Here is a 22,085-nt window from a genome sequence, read left to right as displayed (position 1 = left end):
CCATGAAAAACCAATTCTCCATTCTGATCAGGGTTGGCAGTACAGGCTAGAGAAGTATAAGAAAAAACTAAAAGATAAACAGATAATGCAAAGTATGTCCAGAAAAGGAAACTGCCTGGATAACGCTATAATTGAGAACTTTTTTGGAGTGCTTAAATCAGAATTATTTTATCTAAATGAATATAACTCGGTATCGCAATTACATTCTGAGATTAGAAAGTATATTAAATATTATAATAGGGATCGAGTAAGGCTTAATTTAAATGGAATGAGTCCGGTGGAATACCGAACTCATTATTTTAAAAACATTGCATAACTTCGTCCAACTTTTTGGGGTCAGTCTAGAACCGGCTTTTTTATTAAGCCTGCGAATGCAGGTACAAATATTATTATTTGTCGCTGTTTTTCTTTTCAGTTACTTCAGTACGGATGTCCTGAGCAAGTGTTTTTAAATCTTGCATTGCTTTACGTACTCTAGTACCAGCTGCGCCGTTACCTGAATTGTAAAACTTGTCAGCATCTGCCTCAACTCCGGCAATTAGTTCTTTTAATTTTGCGAATTTTTCCATGATATTTTGTTAATTAAATTTGATTTCTGGGCTTAAAGTTAATAATTGTTTGTTTTCTTCCAAATCATTAACGAACGATAATTGGGTTTTAATATGTCCGGATGTTTATTTAAAACCATTTCTACAGGGTATTGTTAAGAATACTGTGATTCACCAATCCGTAAAGCCATGAAAAAAGACAAACAACACGAAAAACCTAAAGTAGCTGACTCAGAAGACTTTAACACTAACAAACCCCAAGAACAGACCCTGCCAAGGTACAATAGCACCAGTGAACATCGCGATGGATCTGAGCTTCCTGCCATTGAAAATCTAAATCAACAGGAAGGAATAAAAGATCAGCTAAAAGACGCCAAAAACAATGATTCTGACAATAATATGACACAAAACAGCGACCCATTGTATGGTAAAAACACCAAAACTAACCTTGGCGCAGGACAAAGGGACGAAGATGAAGATGAAAAAGAGAAGATAATCCGTACCTGATCCCCCGCGACTCAGGAGATCAGTATAAACACGTTTTTAATAAGAAGCCGGAGCTGGCTGGTTGGATTTCAGATTAATTTTCGTCCTGTTCAGCTTCGGAAATAAAGCAATAACCAGTAGTACAGCAATCAGCACAATACTAATCAGCAGGTAATAATCCATCATCGCCCTGAGCTGTGCCTGGCTGTCTACTGTTCTGTTCAATAAACCTCTGGCTACTTTGGCTGCCTGATCTGGTGCCATTCCTTTATTTGTTAATGCGCCGGTATATTGTGCCAGTCGTTCAGTGACCACCGTATTCAGCCCGCTCAGGTGTTCCTGAAAACGGTTGATGTGGTTACTTTTCTGTTGCAGCTGAAAGTAATTGATTAAAGCAATACTGGTACAAAATCCGGTAAAACGAAAGAATACCCCGGTTGCAGATGCAGAACTCCCTAAATGCTCAGGTACTGAAGAGATCGCGAAAACAATAATTGGTGTCATGAGCATCCCTGCTCCCATCCCCTGTATAATTAAAGGAAGAACAAAAGTAGAAGGATCAGCCTGGGTGGTAAACAGAAACCACATCCAGACATGAAAAATCAATAATAAAACAAAACCATAGAGCCAAACCAGCCGGATTGGTCTTTTCATAATGATTAAACGTGATGAAATTAAAACGCTCAGCACGATACCGATAATATTTGCTGCCATGATATAACCGATATGTATAGGGTCCATTCCTAAAATAACAGCGAAATAGATAGAGATAATCCCTAAAGTCCCACGAACCAGGTATAAGATGAAAATCATAAACATCCCTACGTTAAAATTCCTGTGCTTAAAGACATCCAGGTTCAGGTAGGGTCGTCTAAGATGAAGCTGACGAATTATATGTAAAGTTATCAATACTAGCGTTCCCGATAAGCTCCAGACTATCCTTGAATCATGAAGCCAGTAATATTGCTGTCCATAGACTAGTGTATAACCTAATAAACAGAGCACCGAAGAATAAATGATAAAACTGTAGAAGTCCAGCTGATAAAGCGGCATCTTTTTGTTCAGCCTGATATTATTCATGATCACCAAAAGCAGAATACCGCCCGGGATATAGGCAAAAATGATAAACTTATATAACACATTATAATCAAAGGCATTTAATATAGGCGCGGTAATGATCGTTGATATGGGCGTGATACAAAGCAGCATCCCATAAAAGATAGAATAGCCAATTTCCCTGGCTCTTTCGTTGTGCAGGCTTCCAAAAATCAGGGTAATACAAATACTGGTTGACATACAGTTAGACATTCCCTGCAGGAACCTAAAGAACAATAAGATATATAGGTTCTGGGTATGAAAACAAACATAAGCTGTGCCCATTTGAATCAGGATGCTGAGTATAAAGTACTCCCTTGTGGCAATGAAGATGAAAAATCTCCTTTCCAGCGCAAAAAACCCAGCTACTGCCGCATAAAAGATGACCATAGAATACTGAACATCTGCTGGTTCAATTCCATAATATCCGGCTGCTCCGGCTCCGCTGGCGGTTGATAAGCCAAATAGCAAAAGCCCCGGAAAGATAACCAGAAAGATAGTCGATCTGATTAACCAGACAGGCACCCACGATTTAAATACTGGCAGCGCTAAACTCATTAGTCTTTACTTATTTTCACATTCACATTCATCCCTGCACGCAGCTGATCTACTACTTCTTTACTTTCTGTCAGTTTAATTTTAACAGGTATTCGCTGAACAATTTTCACAAAGTTACCGGTAGAATTATCCGGAGGAAGTAAGGAAAACCTTGCCCCTGTTGCCGGAGAAAGGGAAACGATAGCGCCTTTAAATGTTTTGCCCGGAAAAGCATCGGCAGTAATCTCTGCTGCGCCGTTCACTCTCATTTTAGCGATCTGTGTTTCTTTGAAGTTCGCAATAACCCATTTACCAGCCTCCTGATCTACGATATAAGCCAGTGTTTGTCCAGTCTGGATTTGTTGTCCTTGCTGAATGGTTCTTCTACCCATTTTACCGTTATAAGGTGCACGTATAATCGTATAACTCACATCGAGTTTACCACGGCTTAACAGCGCTTTGCGGCGTTTGATTTCTGCTTCATAAACTCCCTTCTGTGACCTGATGTCATTTACTTTTGATAAGGATGCCTGATAGTTTTCCTGAGCGGCCTGATATTCTGAAGTAGCCACATCCAGCGCTGCTTTACTATTTTCTAATTGTTGTTGGGTAGCAGATTCTACTTTAAATAATTTGGAATACCGATCATAGTCTTGTTGTTGTTTCACCAATTTTGCTTTTGCAGAAGCAATTTGTGATTGACTGGCCTGTGAAACTTTAGAAGTTGTTAAGACATTGCTTTCTAACACAGAAATCTGTGCCTGTGCGTTAGACAGTGCAGCCTCAGCTTCTTCTTGCTGTAATTGATACTCACTGTTATCAATGATCAGCAAAGTATCCCCTTTTTTCACTTCCTGGTTTTCTTCATATTTGATCTCCCTTATAAAACCGCCCACGCGTGAAGTGATCGGATTGATATATTCTTCGACCTGCGCATCATTGGTATCCTCATAGTTGTAAAGCTCAACCAGGGACATAATTCCCCATACGGCAAGCCCTACAGCAATGATCCCAGCTATCCAGGCCGTTATTTTTGTAATCAGCTGATCTGTATTTGTATAGTTATTCTTTGTTTTCATGTTAGAGGTTACCTATTGCCTTTTGTAATTGATAAAATTGTAGTTGTGCTGCGATTCTGGCCGCAGCGTAATCGAAACGTGTTTGAAGTAATTGGGTATCTGCATCCAGTAAATCTGTCACTAAGGCCAGCTGGTTGAAATAAGTATTGTTCACAATCCTTAGATTCTCTGTCGCCTGGCTGATATTTTCTTTAGCCACATCAATCCTGGTTAGTGATTCTTTATACCTCAAATACGCTTCATTCACTTCCTCCCTGATTTTATCTTCTGTAGCTGAATGCTCAACTTCCTGCTGCTGATATTTCAATTCAGCGGCTCTTGCTTTATGTGTATTGTGGTAAAAGGCTGAAATCGGGAAACTTGCTTTAATCCCGGTCATCCCCAGGCCATAAACCGCTATCGAATAAGGATAAAGCAGAATCTGAGGATAGGAATAAGCGTAATTAGCGAATAAACCCAGTTTAAAAGACACATTTGCTTTTACATTCTTCACTTCCAGTTTACGCAGTTCTTTTTCCTTTTCAGATATTTTATAAGCAAAAGAGTTTGTCATCGCATTCGACAAGTAAGTACTGTAAGGCTTTAATACGGGTAAATCAGCTTTTGTATCTTCTGCTGGCTGAATCACAGTTTCATCTGACAATCCGGTCAGTATATTCAATTTCTGATTGGCTATAGCTAAATCATTGTTCAACTGAACCAGTGCCATTTTTTGTCTGGATAATTTCAAGGTCACCCTGAGTACGTCACTTTTCAGCACGACCCCGTTTTTAAGCAACTGTTTGATTTCTTCCAGTTGTTTTTCCTGATCACTAATATCTTTTAATAACAAGGCTTTAAAAATATTACTTCTTTGCAGATCAAGGAAATAAGCAGTAGCCCTTAACTTCATTTCTGAAGTAGTCAGGTTACGCTGTTCTATAGCGATCTCATTTTCTTTCTTTTCTTCCGCGATCTTGATATTGGTTTTACTCCCGTTATACAAGTTAAGGTAAGCGCTTGCGCCAAATTTATAAGAGGTGTGTACCACTTCAAATTGACTTGGTGTATGAAATAATCCATTTTCATAGATAGGGACATTACTCACTCTTGCATATTCGCCTTCGGCCGAAATTTCAGGAAGACGCTCTGCTTTAGCATCTTTAATCCCTTCCAGAGTTCCTTTGACCCGAAGATCCTGCATTTGTATGGTTTTATTGTTGGCAGCCACTTTTTCCCAGATCTGGTTCAGTGACATTGAAATTTGAGTTGTCTCTTGTGCTTTCAACCTGTTAAACAAGAAAATAGAAAAGAGCAACAAAACGATTTTTTTATTAATGTAGTACATGTCTTTAAGAATGATACAAAATTACAGCTATGAAATACTTGTAATTTTATCTATATTACCAAATATTTGTCCATTCCAGCCAATGCCACTTTTAGACACAGCAGCCTACCTTAAAAACATAGATTTTAAGCCAAAAAGCATATTTATAGTCCATGAGAAGCTAGAACGCAGCCTTCCTAAGCATTCCCATGCCAAAGGCCAGCTTACTTATGTGGAGGGTGGAATTGCTTATATCCATATTCAGAATAAGACCTATATTATTCCGGCAAGACATTATGTGTGGATCCCCGGAGGCATGGAACATTACCTGAATGTCAGAAATGCAGCTACGGTAACGCATAACTTATACTTTTATACACAGGGTGATCATTTAGATCCTTTTTATCAGAAATTAGGGATCTACCCGGTAAACAGCCTGTTATTCGAAATGCTTGTTTTTGCGGAGAACTGGACAGGGACAATTGAAAAGAAAGATCCTGGTTACAACTTCCTGGTCGCGATCAAAGATATTTTACCGCAGTTAAGTACCAGATCATTTCCGATTGCTTTACCTACTACCTCGAATACAAGGTTAAGGCCTATCGTATTATATCTTTCTCAGAATTTTGAACAGCCGCTGACTTTAGAAAACCTGGCCAGCCGTTTTGGAATGGGAGAACGCACGTTATCGCGTTTATTTCAATCTACGATGAGTATCTCTTTTCTTCAGTATCTGAAGTTACTCAGAACTGTAAAAGCGATAGAGTTCATTATGCTGGGTGATAAAACCACGACAGAAATAGCGTATTTAACTGGATATAATAGTCTGGCGGCCTTCAGTAAAGCATTTTTTCAGCTCACGAACATCAGGCCGTCAGATTTTGGCAAGAAGGATTAATCCAGCCTTTTTAAATAAAAATCAGTTGGTATATCAACGATCAAAGGAACCTTTTCTACCGCTACAAAGCTTAAGTCAAGACCAAATCCTCTTTCTTCTGGTACACTAAAAGTCTTAAGGATCGAATAATAAGCCATAGTAAAGCGCTCGATAAAACGTAAACTGTTCGCGTTTGAAAGTACTTTCTCAATCACAACGAACCTGAAATCTCCTGCAATATTATGCTCTTTCAGGGAGGCATATTTACTGGTAATATCAATCTCCCCGTTTTTAACCATTTCTTCTACTACTTTTCTGAACAGTACATTCACGCGCTGCTCAACTCTGAATCCAAGACGGAAATCAATTCTGATCAGCTTTTTATCCACTAACTGCTCTACTTTATATTCCATTGTAAAAGGCTCATCGGTTACATCAACGTGTAACAACCAGTAGACATCAGCTCTTTTTGGATGTTTCTGAATGATAGAATACATGATCGACGATTCAATTTCAAAGTTGAAATTGGCACTGGTCAGGTAAACTAATTGAGAGGCATATTTAGGAATCGTCTCATCTTCACTGATCTTGCTGATAATTGGGAAATACTTCTCAATATCTACAAAACGCATGTACCTGTTTCTGATCCGGCGACCGTTTGACCAGGCCCACATGATAGAGAAAAGAGACATACCCAGGATTAAGGTAAACCATCCCCCGTGAAGTATTTTTACTGTATTACCGGCAAGGAAAGTCAATTCAATCACTCCGTAGATAGTCAGGAAGATCACAATCAGGTACATCGGCACCTTTTTGCGCATTAAAAAGATAGAGACTAAAATAGTAGTCATCAGCATGGCTACGGTAATTGATAAACCGTATGCTGCTTCCATATGTTCTGATTTCTGGAAAATCAATACCACCAGGATACAACCTATAAATAACACCCAGTTCATGGAAGGCACATACAACTGGCCTTTTGAATTACTTGGATAGTTGATTTTAACTTTAGGCCAGAGGTTTAATCTTACAGCCTCTGAAATCAGGGTAAATGAGCCCGAAATCAACGCTTGACTGGCTACAGCTGCTGCTACAGTAGCAATCAGGATTCCGTAAATCAAGAACCAGTCTGGCATAATATGAAAGAATGGGTTAATTTCTCCAAGGTGTTTACCTTGTAATTGCCATAACCACACGCCTTGTCCCATATAACTTAAAATCAAACAGATTTTAACATAAACCCAGCTCACACGGATGTTAGAGCGTCCGCAGTGACCAAGGTCAGAGTAAAGCGCCTCTGCTCCTGTTGTACATAAGAATACTGCCCCAATAATCAGGAAGGCTTCAGGGTTAGTGGTCAGGATATGATAAGCATAATAAGGGTTAACTGCTTTAAGGATTTCTGGAAACTGCATGACATAAGTTGCGCCCAGAACAGCAATCATCGTAAACCAAAGCCACATAATCGGGCCAAATGCTTTACCAATAAATGAAGTTCCGAATTGCTGGATACCAAAAAGGAAAGTAATAATCAGCATCACGATCGGCACAGTTGGCAGATCCTTATAAATAATACCTAATCCTTCAATTGCCGAGGAAACGGTTACCGCTGGTGTCATAATCCCATCCGCGAGCAGTGCTGCTCCGCCGATCATTGCGGGAATGATGAGCCATTTTGCTTTACGTTTAACCAGAGAATATAAAGAGAAAATACCCCCCTCTCCTTTATTGTCCGCCTGGAGCGTAATGATCACGTATTTTATAGTTGTTTGAAGTGTTAACGTCCAGAAGATACAGGATAAACCTCCGAGTATCAGGTCTGCAGTGATTAACCTGTCGCCAATAATTGCCTTGAAAACATAGAGTGGAGAAGTACCTATATCCCCGTAAATAATCCCTAAGCTAATTAGTAAACCTGCCGCGGTTAGCTTATTGACGTCTTTATGATTTGCCATTTTTTTAATTTGAGTGGCGCAAATGTAGGGATTGTTCTACATTGAAGAGTACTATAATTTAAAAAATTAATATTTAATCCAATCTGTTTAAACATCTTACAAATTTATTCAGTTATAGTAAAGGCCTTCTGAAGCCCCAATGTTAAATCTACGTTAACTTAAAATCATCATTAACAGAATGATAATTAAAGATTACCAAACTGTTAATTTACCTTTACACCGTGCCGCTACCCATTTTCATTTTCCACGAACTACTCTTTAGAATTCAGCTGTTTGATCCTACAATCGGATCTTATATCTCCCATAGTTATACTAAATCTGGTGCGGTTATCGTCACCACTACACGGACAATCCGCATCCGCAGGGGTTTATTGAATAAACAATTTAAAGATCCGACATTGATCCCCGAAGCAGCTTTACAGAAATTGATTGCCTGATAACTAATCTCATACTGAGTTGTTGAAGACTTAACATTATCTGTTTATTTTTACAGAAACCCCATTCCGATGAATTCTGTATTCAATTTCTTCAGTCCGAAAGACAAAAAATTCCAGCCGTTGTTTGAGCAGGATGCTAAAAATCTGGTTAAGATCTCTCAAAGTCTTTTACTCACGGTAACGACTGAAGATCCGGAGCAGCGTATTGCGCAATTCAGGGAAACGGAAAGGTTGGAACAAGCAGGAGACGATATTACGCATTCAATTTTCCTGGAACTGAGCAAAAATTTCATCACTCCTTTTGACAGAGAAGATATTCATGCTTTAGTGAGTGCACTGGATGATGTGGCCGATTATATCTATGCGACTTCTTTAAATATCGAGCTGTATAAAGTCAATTTTTTTAGCCAGGAAATTGTTCATTTAGCCAAATTAATCACAGAAATGTCCAAAGATCTGGAATTAGCGATAATGGAACTCCGTAATTTCAAGAATACCAATATTATTGCTGATGTTTGTTTAAGAATTAATAAGGGAGAGAGCCAGGCAGATTTTCTTTGCAACACTGCCATCGCCCGTTTGTTTATCTCAGAAACAGATGCGATCGAGCTCATCAAGCAAAAAGAGATTCTCCAGACCCTGGAGATGGCTACCGATAAATGCGATGATGCAGCGAATGTGCTCGAGGCTATCCTGATTAAAAACGCATAGATAAGCATGTCATCAGAAAATAGAAAAACACCTTTATTTAAATTAAACCAACCAGACGACACCTATAAATTTCAGCCGCTGCCTGCTCCGTTTGGGGAATATCCTTATCGGTTAAACCCGGCATTAACGTTACCTGACCCTCATAAAATGGTCTTCCAGGTTGCTGGTGATACAGGAGGATTAAAGTCTCCTTCTTTTCAAAAACTCATTGCAGAGGAAATGGGCAAGCAGTATCACCAGGCAAAAAGCCCGGCAGACCGACCTCAGTTTCTTTACCATGTGGGTGATATTGTTTATCATTTCGGAGAAGCTGACCAGTATGAGCGCCAGTTTTTCACCCCTTATAAAGATTATCCTGCTTCGATTTATGCGATTGCGGGTAACCATGATAGTGATGTGAACCCGAATGCAAAACCGCCTTATTCCAGTCTTTCTCCGTTTACGAGTGTATTTTGCGGAAAGACACCGAGAGTGGTTCCTTTTGGCACAAAACTAAATCGTATGAGCGGAATACAGCCTCATGTGTACTGGACTTTACAAACGCCATTAGCAAATATTATTGGCCTGCATAGTAATGTCCCTAAATTCGGAGTGATTACTGAGGAACAAAAGCAATGGTTTATTGAGGAGCTGAAACAGGCTGCTACTGAACGTTCAGAAAAAGCAATTATAGTTTGTGTTCACCACGCTCCTTATTCTGCCGATTTCAACCACAGTTCAAGTTTGCCAATGATTAATTTCATGGAAGATTGTTTTGAGGCTGCGGGTGTCACACCAGATCTTGTTTTAAGTGGCCATGTACATAATTATCAGCGCTTTAATAAAACGTATGCAAATGGAAGTGTAGTTCCGTTTATTGTGTGTGGTGCGGGTGGTTTTGACGAATTACATTGGTTAGCGGAGAGTGATGATCTCTTGTATACGGATAAAAGTGACCTTTTTAATACGGTTACCCTGGAAAATGCTTGTACAATGCAGCATGGTTTCTTAAATCTGGAAATTGAGAAAACTGAGCTGGGACATCAGATTAATGGCAAATACTACGCAATTCCGCACGAGGGATTGAAACCTGGAGAGGATGCCAGTCTGTTCGAAGAGTTTACGTATTTTTGTAAGCATGGCGACAAACAGGTTGTTCAATAAATCTTCTCTTCAAAATTCTAAAAAAGACAGTTTAACGCTCAAAGAAAGACTTGCAGCTTTAGGCAACTTACCGGAATTCTTTAAAATGGTCTGGCAGACAAGCCCGCAGATGACCATTTCAAACTTGTTTTTGCGGATAGCACGTTCTGCAACTCCGCTGGCGATGTTATATGTGGGCAAGTTGATTATCGATCAGGTGATCTTATTCAGTAAAACACCGCAGCAGCATGATCTGACTTATTTATGGGAATTAATTGCGCTGGAATTTGCATTAGCGATCTGTTCAGATCTATTGAGCAGAGCGATTTCACTACTGGATAGCTTGCTTGGAGATCTTTTTTCTAAACATACTTCCGTACAGATCATGGAACATGCAGCCACGCTTGATCTGGATCAATTTGAAGATTCTATTTTTTATGATAAGCTGGAACGTGCAAGACAGCAAACTGTAGGACGTACCATTTTACTTTCCCAGGTGATGAGCCAGTTACAGGACCTGATTACCATGGGTTTCCTTGCAGCGGGTTTGATTGTATTTAATCCATGGTTGATTTTGCTTTTGTTCGTAGCTATCCTGCCTTCTTTTTTAGGAGAATCTTATTTTAACGATCAGAGTTATGCGTTAACCAGGGGACAAACGCCTGAAAGAAGAGAGCTGGATTATCTCCGTTTTCTGGGGGCCAGTGATGAAACGGCTAAAGAAATCAAGATCTTTAATCTTTCTGGTTTTGTGATTGATCGTTTCTCACTTCTATCAGACCGGTTTTACAAGGCGAATAAAAAACTGGCTGTACAACGTTCTGCTTGGGGGGTATTTTTCGCCTTATTAGGCACTGCAGGATATTACGGGGCTTATGTTGTGATTATCCTGGACGCGGTTTCCGGAAAAGTAACCATTGGGGAACTTACCTTTTTAGCGGGTTCTTTCCGCCAGCTCAGAACTTTACTGGAAGGAATCCTGACCCGTTTTACAGCGGTATCCCAGGGAGCCATTTATCTGCGCGATTTCTTCGAGTTCTTTGAGATTACGCCAAAAATTACCACTGCTGAAAAGCCTATCCCCTTTCCTAAAGTTATTCAAACTGGTTTTACTTTTGAGGATGTTGGTTTCCGCTATCTGAATTCTGAACGCTGGGCGAACAGGCATTTAAGTTTCACGCTGTTTCCGGGTGAAAAACTGGCATTGGTTGGTGAAAATGGTGCTGGAAAAACTACGTTGGTTAAGTTGCTGGCGCGTTTATATGATCCTACGGAAGGCCGGATTTTACTGGACGGCATAGATTTGAAGGCATATGATCTTGCGGATTTAAGGATGAACCTTGGGATTATCTTTCAGGATTATATCCGGTATCAAATGAGTTTTTCTCAAAATATAGCGGTTGGTAATATCAAAGAGAAAGAAAATGAGACTTTGATTAAAGCTGCTGCACACCAGAGCCTGGCGGATAAGCTTGCAGAAAAATTACCGGGACATTATGACCAGATGCTGGGAAAAAGGTTTTCTGAAGGTGTTGAGCTTTCTGGCGGGGAATGGCAAAAGGTAGCTCTGGCCAGAGCTTATATGAAAGATGCGCAGTTATTAATTCTGGATGAGCCTACGGCTGCGCTTGATGCGAGAGCGGAATATGAGGTTTTTCAACGGTTTTCAGAGCTGACTCATGGAAAATCGGCGGTCCTGATTTCTCACCGCTTTTCTACGGTAAGAATGGCCGACAGAATCCTTGTGCTGGAAAAAGGAGAACTGGTAGAAATAGGGAGCCATCAGCAGTTGCTGGATAAAAACGGACGTTATGCGGAACTGTTTAATCTTCAGGCAATGGGCTACAGGTAGTTAACTGTATTTCAATGGTGTCCAATGGATTAAGTTTCCGCTAAACTCTTCGTTGAAGTAAAGAAAAAAGTCTTCTACGGTTGCAAAGCCATCATTAATAGCCAGACGGACCAAAGTTTCTTTGTCTATCAATTCATAGTTTATAAAAACCGCAGGCCCTTTATCATTGATCAGATTCGAGTAATCAATTTCTATCCGCTGAACAGATTGACATCTGAGGATGGGTGCAAATTGAAATTCATCGGTTGAATTCAGGTGAATAACAAGTTGTATTTCCATTCCTGCGCTCCACTCGTTATCCAGATCTCTGCGGATAGTATGAATTTTTGGTTCCAGGAATTCTCCAAAGGTATCTCCATCCCAGCATTTCCCGAATTTCTCCAGGTGACGGCGCTGGTAATCCTGGTAACTGCCTTCCAGATCGCCGGGCCCCTGCATAAGGCCTTTCCATATTTTCTCCAGAAAATAATTAGGCTGATGATTGACTTCTGTGCCAAATGATAGTTTCATATTATCTGTGTGCTGTATAGTAAGGTGTAGGCAATGCTTTGGTCAACAATTCAATTTCCCAGTTGGAAAGCGGCGGAAAATCTGCTGCCGCAGCAATGTCTTCTAATTGTACCAATGTCCGGATTCCCATCACTGCACTGCCCAGCGCCTGGTTTTGCAAGACAAAACGAATGGCTGTTTGTGAGGATGAACTACTTTCACTGGTAATAGAGCAGATAACTTCTGCCGCCTTTGCAACTTCTGCTTCGGTATAGTTTAGATAAGGTGCTGCGGGTTTGCCTGCTAATAATCCCTGTGCAATGCTTCCGCGTCCGAGTACGCCGATGTTATGTTCATGAAGCAGCTGCAGGCATTCTTCTTCTGGTCTGCGGTCCAGTAAACTATATTGCATCATGACACTCACCATTTTAGAACGCTGAACGTATTCCCGGATCACATTTGGCCGGATAGAGGAAATCCCGTAATACCTGATTTTCCCTTGTTGTTTTAAGATTTCAAAGGCTTCAATGGTTTCATCAATTGGATCTTCAATAGTACCTCCGTGTAATTGATAAAGGTCAATATAATCTGTTTGCAGTCTTTTAAGGCTACCCTCTACCGCAGACAGGATATATTTTTTACCGGGGTTCCAGTCCCATCCGTTTCCGTCGGCCCGGTGCTGGTTCCCAACTTTGGTTGCCAGAATGACCTGATCCCGTTTAGATTTCAGCAATGCGCCTATTTTAGTTTCATTTTCCCCATGCTCATAAAGATCTGCGGTATCAAAATAATTGATTCCCAGATCCAGTGCCCGATCAATAATTAACTGATTTTCGCCAGAATCCCCGGTTAAGGACATACAGCCGAACCCAATTTTACTAACTTCCAGACTGGATCTTCCAAGTTTTGAATATTGCATCTTATTTATTTAGGTATCGATTTATACGTGCTTTGCACACAACCAGTGTTGTTTTTAAGGTTTAACGCAGGCAGACTAAATTAATTGTTTTTTTCAGTTCCGCAACAGATTTACAGGATTGTTTATTAAGCACTGGTTATCAATGTTTTGTTTTAAGTTTTATTCAGTAAATAGTAAAATACCTTAATAAATTACTCCAAAAACGAACAAAATAGCCTATTTTGTTGTTTAGACAATAAATTGAGATGAAAACCCTAATTTAATTAATGGATACTTTTACTACGATTACCATTTTGGTAACCATCAGCGCTCTCATTTCCTACCTCAATCACCGTTACGTTAAATTGCCTGGTACGATCGGGATTATGGTAATTGCGATCAGTCTTTCTGTACTGATCCTGATTACGGGAAAGACCTTCCCGGCAGCTTATAATTTTATTTCCGAACTTACTTCGAGCATAGATTTCACCAAAACGTTATTGGATGTCATGCTGGCATTTTTACTTTTCGCCAGTGCGTTACATTTTGATTTTGAGAAACTTAAAGCACAAAAAAGACCGGTACTTATTTTAAGTACGGTAGGCGTAATCGGGTGTACAACGATCTTTGGTTTTCTTTTTTACTGGGCAGCATCTTTTCTGCACATCGAAATCCCATTGATGTATTGTTTCCTGTTTGGCGCATTAATCTCCCCTACTGACCCTGTGGCTGTATTATCAGTCTTAAAAAAGTCTAAAATCCCGCCTTCGCTGGAAACCATAATTGGTGGTGAATCCCTGTTTAATGATGGTGTGGGTATCCTTTTATTCGTGACCCTGCGAGAACTTACAGAGAATACGGGCATGGCCTTTTCCTGGTCACATTCTTCGCTATTATTTGCGCAGGAAGTATTTGGCGGTATTTTACTAGGTGTGGCATCAGGTTATTTATGCACCAGGCTGGTTAAAAAGGTAGATGAACTGCAAACGATTTTAATGATTACGCTCTCCATGGTGATGGGTATTTCTGTAGTCGGCGGCTTACTGCATGTATCTATTCCTTTGGCAGCGGTTACCGCCGGATTGATGCTGAGCAATATGAAATTAGGTGAAAATGCAAATACTGTACATCTTAAAGATATATTGGATAAGGTTTGGGGATTAATTGATGATTTGTTGAATACGATCCTTTTTGTGATGATCGGACTACAGATCGTGGTGATTCCTTTCTTTAAAAATTACTGGCTGATTAGTTTACTTTCTGTATTCTTCGTATTGATTGCCAGGGGACTGAGTATTGCTGCCCCAACCATTTTGATGAGAAGGTCCTTAAAAACTGATTATAACAGGCTTGGTATTCTGATCTGGGCGGGCTTAAGGGGAGGGATTTCTGTTGCGCTTGCTTTATCTTTACCTGATTCTCCTTATAAAGCTTTGATTGTTTCGGCTAGTTATATCATTGTTATATTTTCGATTATCGTGCAGGGATTAACTTTAAATAAGGTAGTTAACAAATTGGTAAAATAAATTCAATTTATGCACACGAAAATTTTTGATCATATCACCCAGCAGTTTCAGCTTCCTTTTACGAATCCTGTACTGATATTTTCTTTATTACTGTTTATTATTCTGATTGCCCCGATTTTACTGGGCAGAATCAAGATCCCTGGTATTGTAGGGTTTATCATCGCCGGAATTCTAATCGGCCCGAATGGTTTTAATATTCTGAAGAAAAACTCAGCTATAGAGCTTTTTGCGACCATCGGTTTATTGTATATCATGTTTATTGCGGGTATTGAGCTTGACCTGGCAGAGTTTAAGAAGAAAAAGCATAAGAGTTTTATTTTCGGGTTCCTGACTTTTGCTGTTCCTATATTAATTGGTTTTCCGGTCTGTTATTATTTGCTGCATTATTCTTTACTGACTTCGATTTTAACGGCAAGCATGTTCGCTACACATACTTTAGTAGCCTACCCTATTGTAAATAAATTTGGGATTGCTAAAAATGAGGCGGTAGCGGTTACTGTTGGGGGTACAATCCTGACGGATACTGCGGTTCTGATTATCCTGGCTGTAATTATGGGTTCTGTGGAGGGTGAATTGAACAGTTCTTTCTGGATTCAGCTGGCTATATCGCTTACTATTTTCACGGCAACGGTATTTATTGTAATCCCAAAAATTGCGAAATGGTTCTTCACTAAACTGGAAAGTGAAAAAACTTCTCATTATATCTTTGTTTTATCGGTCGTTTTCTTCTCTGCCTTCTTAGCGCAGCTTGCGGGTATCGAACCTATTATCGGAGCTTTCGTAGCCGGACTTGCTTTAAACAGGCTGATTCCGCATTCCTCTATTTTAATGAACAGGATTGAGTTTGTGGGTAACGCACTATTTATTCCCTTTTTCCTGATCAGCGTGGGAATGCTTGTAGATTTGCGTGTCCTTTTCAGAGGGCCTGATGCCTTGATTGTTGCTGGCGCATTAACTGTAGTTGCTATAGTTGGTAAATATTTTTCGGCTACTTTAACACAATGGATTTTCAAGTATACTAAAAACCAGCGGTTACTTATTTTTGGTTTGAGCAGTGCGCATGCGGCAGCTACTTTAGCTATTATATTAGTAGGTTATAAAGCAAAAATCATTGACGATAATATCCTTAACGGAACCATTATCCTGATCCTGGTTACTTGTGTGTTTGCCTCTTTTGCGACAGAAAAAGCCAGCAGGAACATTGTTTCGGAAGAAGAACTTACAGGACCGGAAGTTGTCCAAAACCAGGAAAACATCTTAATTCCTATTGCGGATTTCAATAATATGGATACGATGCTGGATCTTGCAGTATTGTTTAAGGATAAAGGTTCCGACCAGCCTATCAATTTATTATCGGTTGTTCCAGATAGTGATAATGCACAGGCGAATTTACTTATCGCGCGTAAAAAGTTGAATGATTCCGTCAAATATGCTTCTGGAAATGATACAATGGTCAAAGTGATTGCCACTTTAGATCACAATGTTTCGAGTGGTGTACTGCGGATTGCGAAGGAAAAATCTGCCAATATTATCATTACCGGATGGCCGAGGAAGAACACTGTAATTGATAAGTTTTTAGGGGACAAGTCTGCCGCACTGATTGAAAAATCACCAGCAAATTTATTTATCCTGCATCTGCATAAGCCGATTACAGTGCATACGAGCATTCAGCTGGTTTGTCCGCCAGCTTATTTAATGGAGAAAAACATGCAAGTATGGCTGGCCAAGGTTTGTAAGCTGAGTGTTGAGCTGAGTTTATCGGTAGATTGCTTTTGTGATGCGTCTACCAGAAAACATATTGAGCATGCGCTATTAATGATGAAATCGAGTGTTAATTTCAAATTCGATTCTACTGAAATCTGGAAGGACTGGAGGAAATTGAAAGAAAGAATCATGCCTGATGATTTCATGATCGTCGTTCTGGATAGAAAACTGGAAACGACTTATTTACTTTCACTTACTTATACGCAGCGTAAATTGGAACATCTTTTTGAGTCACAGACTAAGCTGCTGATATATCCGCAGCTTTAGCTTATATAATACAAATCCTCTGATTTTATAAAGATCGGGAGGGTTGTAATATATAAGCAGGGCTTTCTAATATATAAACAGGGGTTTCGTACTATAATCAGGAGTTCTTGTGGTCTAAGCTACCAGCCCATTCTTTTGCGCAATGATAAGATCTGTTCCGCATGATGCTTGCCGTGCCAGTTATACAGGCTTGTCATTTGCCATAATGGAACATAAGTATCAGAAGCGGGATGATAGTATTCACGCTTCCATTGCTCCTCTGTAAGTTGTAACAGTAAAGATGTCCAGCGGCGGTGTAAGGCGTGAACCAGGGTGATAGAAACATTTAAAGGCACGTCCGTAACGTCTGGTAACTCTGCCCAAAGTTGTTCTTCATAAGGTTTAATGGTGGGACGATCCTCTGTAAGCGTCAGCTTCAGCCTGATATAAGCGTTCATATGGCTATCTGCTATATGATGAATTACCTGTATGGTATTCCAGCCCCCTTCTCTATAGGGTATATTCAACTGTGCTTCGTCCAGATTTTCAATACAATAATCCAGTAACAAAGGGAGAGATCTGATAGAATTTATCCAGGAGTTAAGTGATTGTGGTGTATAAGTTTCGGCTGGAACATAACGCCCGATCGGGAAAGCATGTTCTTCATTAAAATTCTCCATCATTGGATAGTTATAATTGATTAAAAGATTTTATTATAATGTTCTACAACAGGAAAAGGATCATAAAAATGGTGAAGAAGTTCTTTCCATTTCACGTATCCGGCAGATCCCCGGAACCCGGTAGTATGTGCTTCAAGCGTTTCCCATTTCACCAGTAAAAGATATTGATCAGGATTTTCTATACAGCGCTGAAGTTCATGGCTGATATAACCATCCATTTTGGAGATATATTGCTGTGCTTGCTTAAAAGCGGTTTCAAATTCACTGGTCTTGCCAGGTAAAACATGAAGTATTGCTTGTTCCAGTATCATTTAGTTCAATTAAGAGATTTGATATTCTTCTAGTTTACGATAAAGTGTAGTTAGCCCTATTCCTAGTAAACGGGAGGTTTCAGTTTTATTATTTCCTGTATACTTTAATACTTTAATGATGTGCATTTTCTCTACGGTTTCCATCTTCATGCCGTCACCTTCTGCAGCGCCATGGTGAAATTCATATGGAAGCAAGCTGGCACTCAGATTCTGGCCATCAGATAGAATGACTACTCTTTCAATGACATTTTTTAATTCTCTGATATTCCCCTTCCAAACGTGGTTAAGCAGGTTTTCGCTAAACTGTTCATCCATCGTAAAGTCTGGCTTATTTACTTTTGCAGCAAATTGCTTCAAATAATATTTAGCAATCAGCAGCACATCGCCTTTCCTTTCATTTAAGGAGGGGAGTTCTATAGAGAAAACGGATAACCTGTAAAACAAGTCCAGTCTGAAACGACCTTCTTCTGCTTCAGTTTTCAAATCTCTGTTCGTTGCTGCTATAATCCTGACATTTACTTTAGTGGTTTGCGTATCCCCTACTTTGATGAAAGTCTGATTTTCCAGCACCCTTAAAAGCTTAGCTTGCAAATCGAGGTTCATTTCCCCGATTTCATCCAGAAAGAGTGTGCCTTCATTCGCTTCTTGCAGTAAACCTTTTTTATCTTTCTGAGCACCGGTAAAAGCACCTTGTTTGTATCCAAAAAGCTCACTTTCAAGCAAGTCAGGATTAAAACCGCTGCAGTTTAAAGCGACAAAGGGCTTTACCTTTCGCTGGCTTTCAAAGTGAATTGCCTGGGCAAAAACTTCTTTACCAGTTCCTGTTTCTCCCAGCAATAATACTGTCGTATCTGTTGGTGCAACTCTGCGGGCCAGGTCTATCGCTGCCAGAATAGGCTTCGACTGTCCGAGTATGGAGGTGAAATCGTATTGTTTTTGTATTTTAGATTCTAGTTCAAAGACTCTGTATTGCAGTTTAGCCTTATCCATGGCTTTATATACCAGCGGAATGATTTTATCATTATCATCCCCTTTGGTGATATAATCAAATGCACCGTTACGCATTGCTTTCACGCCGTCCTGAATAGTCCCGAAAGCAGTCAGATTGATCACTTCTGCATAAGGTTTAATTTCTTTAATTTGTTTAACCAGCTCTACCCCATTAACATCCGGTAGTTTCACATCGCTGATCACGACATGGACTTCCTGATTAGCCAGTACTTTAAGCCCTTCTTTACCTGTATTGGCCTGAAACACAGTAAATCCTTCTAATTCTATAATTCTTGCTAAAAGACTGCATATCTTTTTTTCGTCATCAATAATCAGGACACTTTGCTGCATAGTTAAAAATTTCATCAAAAATAGTTATAATAAGACAGATGTAATCAAGCTTGATCCCGTATTTATTGGTAACACGGTCATATTCATTAAAAAATCTTATTTTTGTAGAATAAAAAACCTGCACCATTTTGGCTAAAATCAAAAAGAACTCCCATAAAATCCTTTACAGAAAGTATTCTTCTAATATTAAATATATTATGATGGTGCTCACTGTACTTATCATTACGTTCTTTTTACCTAAACAACCGCGTTTCAGGTATGAATTTCAGAAGGGTAAAGTTTGGCTGAATAAAGACCTGGTGTCTCCATTTAGCTTTGCAATTCTGAAGACTAATCCGCAGGTTACGACCGATAAACAGGATGCACTGGAGAATGTGCTGCCGATATATCGCTACAGTCCTGAGTTATATACGGCAGTAGAAGAGGCTTATAGCAATGAGTTTGATGTAAAATGGCGTGGAAATGCTTTTCCTGAGGAAGAAAAAACACCAAATAAAATTGCCTCACTAAAATTATTAAAAAGTATTTATGAGAAGGGAATTATCGCGGTCAATCCAAAGCACCAGAAGGGCCGGAAATATTATGATATATCTCTGTTAAATAATAATATTTCAAAGACAATCAGTACACAAGATGTATTTACGGTACAGACTGCGCTGGACTATTTCAATACGACCTTCACTTCTACTAAAGTCAAAGAAAAAGAGGTGGTCATGAATTTGGTGGAGGATCATTTACAGCCTAATATTGTCTTTGATGAAAAGTTAACTGCAATTGTACAGAATAACACGATAAACAGCCTTTCTACGACCCGTGGGATGGTTCAAAAAGGAGAACTGATCATCGCTAAAAACAATGTGATTGATGATGAGGTATATCAAAAGCTTCAATCCTTCAAAGAAACCTATGAAGCGCAAACTAAAACAATTGGGGATAGCAAGTTAGTTTACCTCGGACAGATTTTACTGGTAGGGTTCATTCTGAGCTTGCTGATGGTCTTCCTTTCGATGTTCAGAAAAGATATTTTTAGTGATAACAGACAATTATCATTGTTATTACTCATCATTACTATGCTGCTGCTGGCATTGACCTGGTCAATTAAGCTTAACCTGCCTAGTCTTTATTATATTCCATTTTGTATCGTTCCGATCATCATCAGGATCTTATTTGATACACGCCTTGCCTTGTACCTGCATTTGCTTGTAATTTTGATAGCGGGCTTCTTTGTCCCTAATAGTTTTGAATTTGTCTTTTACCAGGTAACTGCGGGTATGGTTGCGATCTATAGTATCAGAAACCTGATCAAAAGAGAGCAATTGTTATTATCTGCGTTATTTATTTTAACGGCCTACTTTATCTGTTTTGTTGGAATTGCCTTATTAAGGGATGGTTCATTCCAGGAAATTGAGTGGATTAACTTTGTTCCTTTTATCATCAGTGTACTTTTATCTTTATTAGCTTATCCGCTGATCTATGCTTTTGAGCGTGTATTCGGTATTACTTCTGATGTTGCATTAATCGAGCTGACGAACACGAATAACAAGTTATTAAGAGAGCTTGCATTTAAAGCTCCGGGAACATTCCAGCATTCTTTACAGGTAGCTAATTTAGCTGAGGCAGCGATCTTTAAAATCGGCGGAAATTCTTTGCTGGTCAGAGCTGGTGCTTTGTATCATGATATTGGTAAAATTGAGAACCCTCAATACTTTATAGAGAATCAGAATACCACGCTGAGTCCGCATGATAAGTTACCTTATGAGCAGAGCGCACAGATTATCATTAAGCACGTCCATAAAGGAATTGAAATCACCAGGAGACATCAATTACCGGAAAGCGTGATCGACTTCATCAGAACGCACCATGGAAATACTCGTGTAGATTATTTTTACCAGTCGTTCCTTAAAAATTCTCCAGAGAAATTTGTGGACGAAAATATTTTCCGTTACCCTGGCCCTATCCCTTTTTCTAAGGAAACAGGGGTGTTAATGCTGGCCGATTCGGTCGAAGCAGCATCAAGAAGTATCAAAAATCCTAACGCGCAAAACATAAATGATCTGGTTGAACGCATCATTAACTACAAATTGGAACAAAATCAATTAGATAATTGCGATTTAACGTTAAAAGATATAGAAACTATAAAGCTGATATTCAAGACGATGCTTATGAGCATCTATCATGTGCGTATAGATTACCTACAAAATGTGTAAAATATTTTTGAATTAATGATTGTATTACTATATTTGCAACCCCGGAAAACGGGTAACAAATTTAAACGGAGGGATGCCTGAGTGGCCGAAAGGAACAGTTTGCTAAACTGTCGTACTGGCAACGGTACCGAGGGTTCGAATCCCTCTTCCTCCGCCAAACATAAATGCTGCTTATCGAAGATAAGTAGCATTTTTTGGTTTAAAGACAGTTCTGCACTCCTTCAGTGCAAGGCTGGTCTTAAAGGATCAATACCAAAACTTGGGATCAATGCCAAAAGTTGTGGAGCAAGGTTTAAAATTATAGCTTTGTGTACTTATAATTGTTTGTATTTATGCCATCTGCTACGCAATCTTTACTGAGGCTATTTCTACCAGAATTTATCCTGGAGAATTTTGAATTTACCAATGTGATCGAAGATCCCGATACTTTTCACATCCAGTTAGAAGAGCTCAATAACCTTCCTATAGAGTGGAATTCGATCAAGGTTCAGTCCAAAGGTTTTTTTTCAGAGATTGTGGTGCAGGATTTCCCTATTCGAGGTCATAAAGTCTTTTATCACATCAAGAGACGGCGCTGGATCAATCTGGAAAGCGGTAAGGTGATCTACCGGGATTGGA

At 39.5% G+C, this 22,085-nt stretch carries 21 protein-coding genes and 1 tRNA gene; 12 read left to right on the top strand and 10 right to left on the bottom strand.

Translation table 11 applies throughout. The annotated features are described in order from the left end of the window. The coding region (locus LY11_RS25555; RefSeq protein ID WP_146610840.1) for an IS3 family transposase at window positions 1-316 on the top strand (316 nt) is incomplete at its 5' end. A gap of 73 nt (window positions 317-389) precedes the next feature. Here the strand turns inward: LY11_RS25555 and LY11_RS25550 are convergent. After that, on the bottom strand, window positions 390-569 hold the full coding sequence (locus tag LY11_RS25550) for a histone H1 (protein WP_068396067.1): 180 nt from the start codon (window positions 567-569) through the stop codon (window positions 390-392). Window positions 570-737: 168 nt separating this feature from the next. On the opposite strand from LY11_RS25550, the gene LY11_RS25545 reads away from it, so the two are divergent. Then, window positions 738-1,055 (top strand): hypothetical protein, encoded by a 318-nt coding sequence (locus tag LY11_RS25545; RefSeq protein ID WP_111636421.1) that lies wholly within the window; start codon window positions 738-740, stop codon window positions 1,053-1,055. 36 nt (window positions 1,056-1,091) lie between these two features. Here LY11_RS25545 and LY11_RS25540 read toward each other — a convergent pair whose 3' ends face one another. From LY11_RS25540 to LY11_RS25530, 3 genes are read right to left on the bottom strand one after another with little or no spacing between them, the layout of a single operon-like run. Next, window positions 1,092-2,687, bottom strand: coding sequence for an MFS transporter (locus LY11_RS25540; RefSeq protein ID WP_111636420.1), 1,596 nt, complete (start codon window positions 2,685-2,687; stop codon window positions 1,092-1,094). Further along, window positions 2,687-3,745 (bottom strand): HlyD family secretion protein, encoded by a 1,059-nt coding sequence (locus LY11_RS25535; RefSeq protein ID WP_111636419.1) that lies wholly within the window; start codon window positions 3,743-3,745, stop codon window positions 2,687-2,689. Before LY11_RS25535 ends, LY11_RS25540 begins: the two co-directional genes overlap by 1 nt. 1 nt (window position 3,746) lies before the next feature. Beyond that, window positions 3,747-5,072 carry a TolC family protein gene (locus tag LY11_RS25530; RefSeq protein WP_111636418.1) on the bottom strand — a complete coding sequence of 442 codons (1,326 nt, stop codon included), beginning with the start codon at window positions 5,070-5,072 and terminating at the stop codon, window positions 3,747-3,749. 82 nt (window positions 5,073-5,154) lie between these two features. On the opposite strand from LY11_RS25530, the gene LY11_RS25525 reads away from it, so the two are divergent. Beyond that, complete coding sequence (locus LY11_RS25525; protein WP_111636423.1) at window positions 5,155-5,949, top strand: helix-turn-helix domain-containing protein; 795 nt, start codon at window positions 5,155-5,157, stop codon at window positions 5,947-5,949. On the opposite strand, the gene LY11_RS25520 is transcribed toward LY11_RS25525, so the two are convergent. Then, window positions 5,946-7,883, bottom strand: a complete 1,938-nt coding sequence (locus LY11_RS25520) for a KUP/HAK/KT family potassium transporter (RefSeq protein WP_111636417.1) — start codon at window positions 7,881-7,883, stop codon at window positions 5,946-5,948. The two genes, LY11_RS25525 and LY11_RS25520, sit on opposite strands and share 4 nt — an antisense overlap. Window positions 7,884-8,104: 221 nt before the next feature. On the opposite strand from LY11_RS25520, the gene LY11_RS25515 reads away from it, so the two are divergent. The 4 genes from LY11_RS25515 (at window position 8,105) to LY11_RS25500 (ending at window position 12,005) form a co-directional block, all read left to right on the top strand. Next, window positions 8,105-8,320, top strand: coding sequence for a hypothetical protein (locus LY11_RS25515; protein ID WP_111636416.1), 216 nt, complete (start codon window positions 8,105-8,107; stop codon window positions 8,318-8,320). A 69-nt stretch (window positions 8,321-8,389) separates the two neighbouring features. Beyond that, a complete protein-coding gene (locus tag LY11_RS25510) occupies window positions 8,390-9,031 on the top strand; it encodes a DUF47 domain-containing protein (protein WP_211321657.1) in 642 nt (213 codons plus the stop codon). 6 nt (window positions 9,032-9,037) lie between these two features. Further along, the gene (locus LY11_RS25505; RefSeq protein WP_111636414.1) at window positions 9,038-10,174 is read left to right on the top strand and encodes a metallophosphoesterase family protein; all 1,137 of its coding nucleotides are present in this window, start codon (window positions 9,038-9,040) and stop codon (window positions 10,172-10,174) included. Further along, entirely contained in the window at window positions 10,149-12,005 is a 1,857-nt protein-coding gene (locus LY11_RS25500; RefSeq protein WP_111636413.1) for an ABC transporter ATP-binding protein, read from the top strand. The genes LY11_RS25505 and LY11_RS25500 overlap by 26 nt, the downstream gene beginning before the upstream one ends. Here LY11_RS25500 and LY11_RS25495 read toward each other — a convergent pair whose 3' ends face one another. After that, window positions 12,006-12,515, bottom strand: a complete 510-nt coding sequence (locus LY11_RS25495) for a hypothetical protein (RefSeq protein ID WP_111636412.1) — start codon at window positions 12,513-12,515, stop codon at window positions 12,006-12,008. Window position 12,516: 1 nt separating this feature from the next. Then, window positions 12,517-13,413 (bottom strand): aldo/keto reductase, encoded by an 897-nt coding sequence (locus LY11_RS25490; protein WP_111636411.1) that lies wholly within the window; start codon window positions 13,411-13,413, stop codon window positions 12,517-12,519. A 266-nt stretch (window positions 13,414-13,679) separates the two neighbouring features. Between LY11_RS25490 and LY11_RS25485 the strand changes: the two genes are divergently transcribed. After that, window positions 13,680-14,918: a cation:proton antiporter gene (locus LY11_RS25485; protein ID WP_111636410.1), complete on the top strand. Its 1,239-nt coding sequence runs from the start codon at window positions 13,680-13,682 to the stop codon at window positions 14,916-14,918. A 9-nt stretch (window positions 14,919-14,927) separates the two neighbouring features. Further along, window positions 14,928-16,949: a cation:proton antiporter gene (locus tag LY11_RS25480; RefSeq protein WP_111636409.1), complete on the top strand. Its 2,022-nt coding sequence runs from the start codon at window positions 14,928-14,930 to the stop codon at window positions 16,947-16,949. 119 nt (window positions 16,950-17,068) lie between these two features. Here the strand turns inward: LY11_RS25480 and LY11_RS25475 are convergent, their stop codons facing one another. Genes LY11_RS25475 through LY11_RS25465 form a run of 3 tightly spaced genes read right to left on the bottom strand, consistent with a single transcriptional unit; the run spans window position 17,069 to window position 19,260 of the window. Further along, complete coding sequence (locus LY11_RS25475) at window positions 17,069-17,611, bottom strand: YfiT family bacillithiol transferase (RefSeq protein ID WP_111636408.1); 543 nt, start codon at window positions 17,609-17,611, stop codon at window positions 17,069-17,071. Window positions 17,612-17,628: 17 nt separating this feature from the next. Continuing rightward, a complete protein-coding gene (locus tag LY11_RS25470; protein WP_111636407.1) occupies window positions 17,629-17,919 on the bottom strand; it encodes an antibiotic biosynthesis monooxygenase family protein in 291 nt (96 codons plus the stop codon). A gap of 9 nt (window positions 17,920-17,928) precedes the next feature. After that, window positions 17,929-19,260 (bottom strand): sigma-54-dependent transcriptional regulator, encoded by a 1,332-nt coding sequence (locus LY11_RS25465; RefSeq protein WP_111636406.1) that lies wholly within the window; start codon window positions 19,258-19,260, stop codon window positions 17,929-17,931. Window positions 19,261-19,388: 128 nt separating this feature from the next. On the opposite strand from LY11_RS25465, the gene LY11_RS25460 reads away from it, so the two are divergent. The 3 genes from LY11_RS25460 to LY11_RS25450 form a co-directional block, all read left to right on the top strand. Further along, window positions 19,389-21,467 (top strand): HD family phosphohydrolase, encoded by a 2,079-nt coding sequence (locus LY11_RS25460; protein WP_211321656.1) that lies wholly within the window; start codon window positions 19,389-19,391, stop codon window positions 21,465-21,467. Window positions 21,468-21,534: 67 nt separating this feature from the next. Then, window positions 21,535-21,624 (top strand) — tRNA-Ser (locus LY11_RS25455). A gap of 175 nt (window positions 21,625-21,799) precedes the next feature. Next, window positions 21,800-22,085 (top strand): ISAon1 family transposase N-terminal region protein (locus LY11_RS25450; RefSeq protein WP_449415915.1); only part of this gene is annotated, 286 nt, incomplete at its 3' end.

The sequence above is a fragment of the Pedobacter cryoconitis genome (assembly GCF_003259615.1).
Classification (GTDB): Bacteria; Bacteroidota; Bacteroidia; order Sphingobacteriales; family Sphingobacteriaceae; genus Pedobacter; species Pedobacter cryoconitis.
This window is presented reverse-complemented; position numbering and strand designations above follow the sequence as displayed.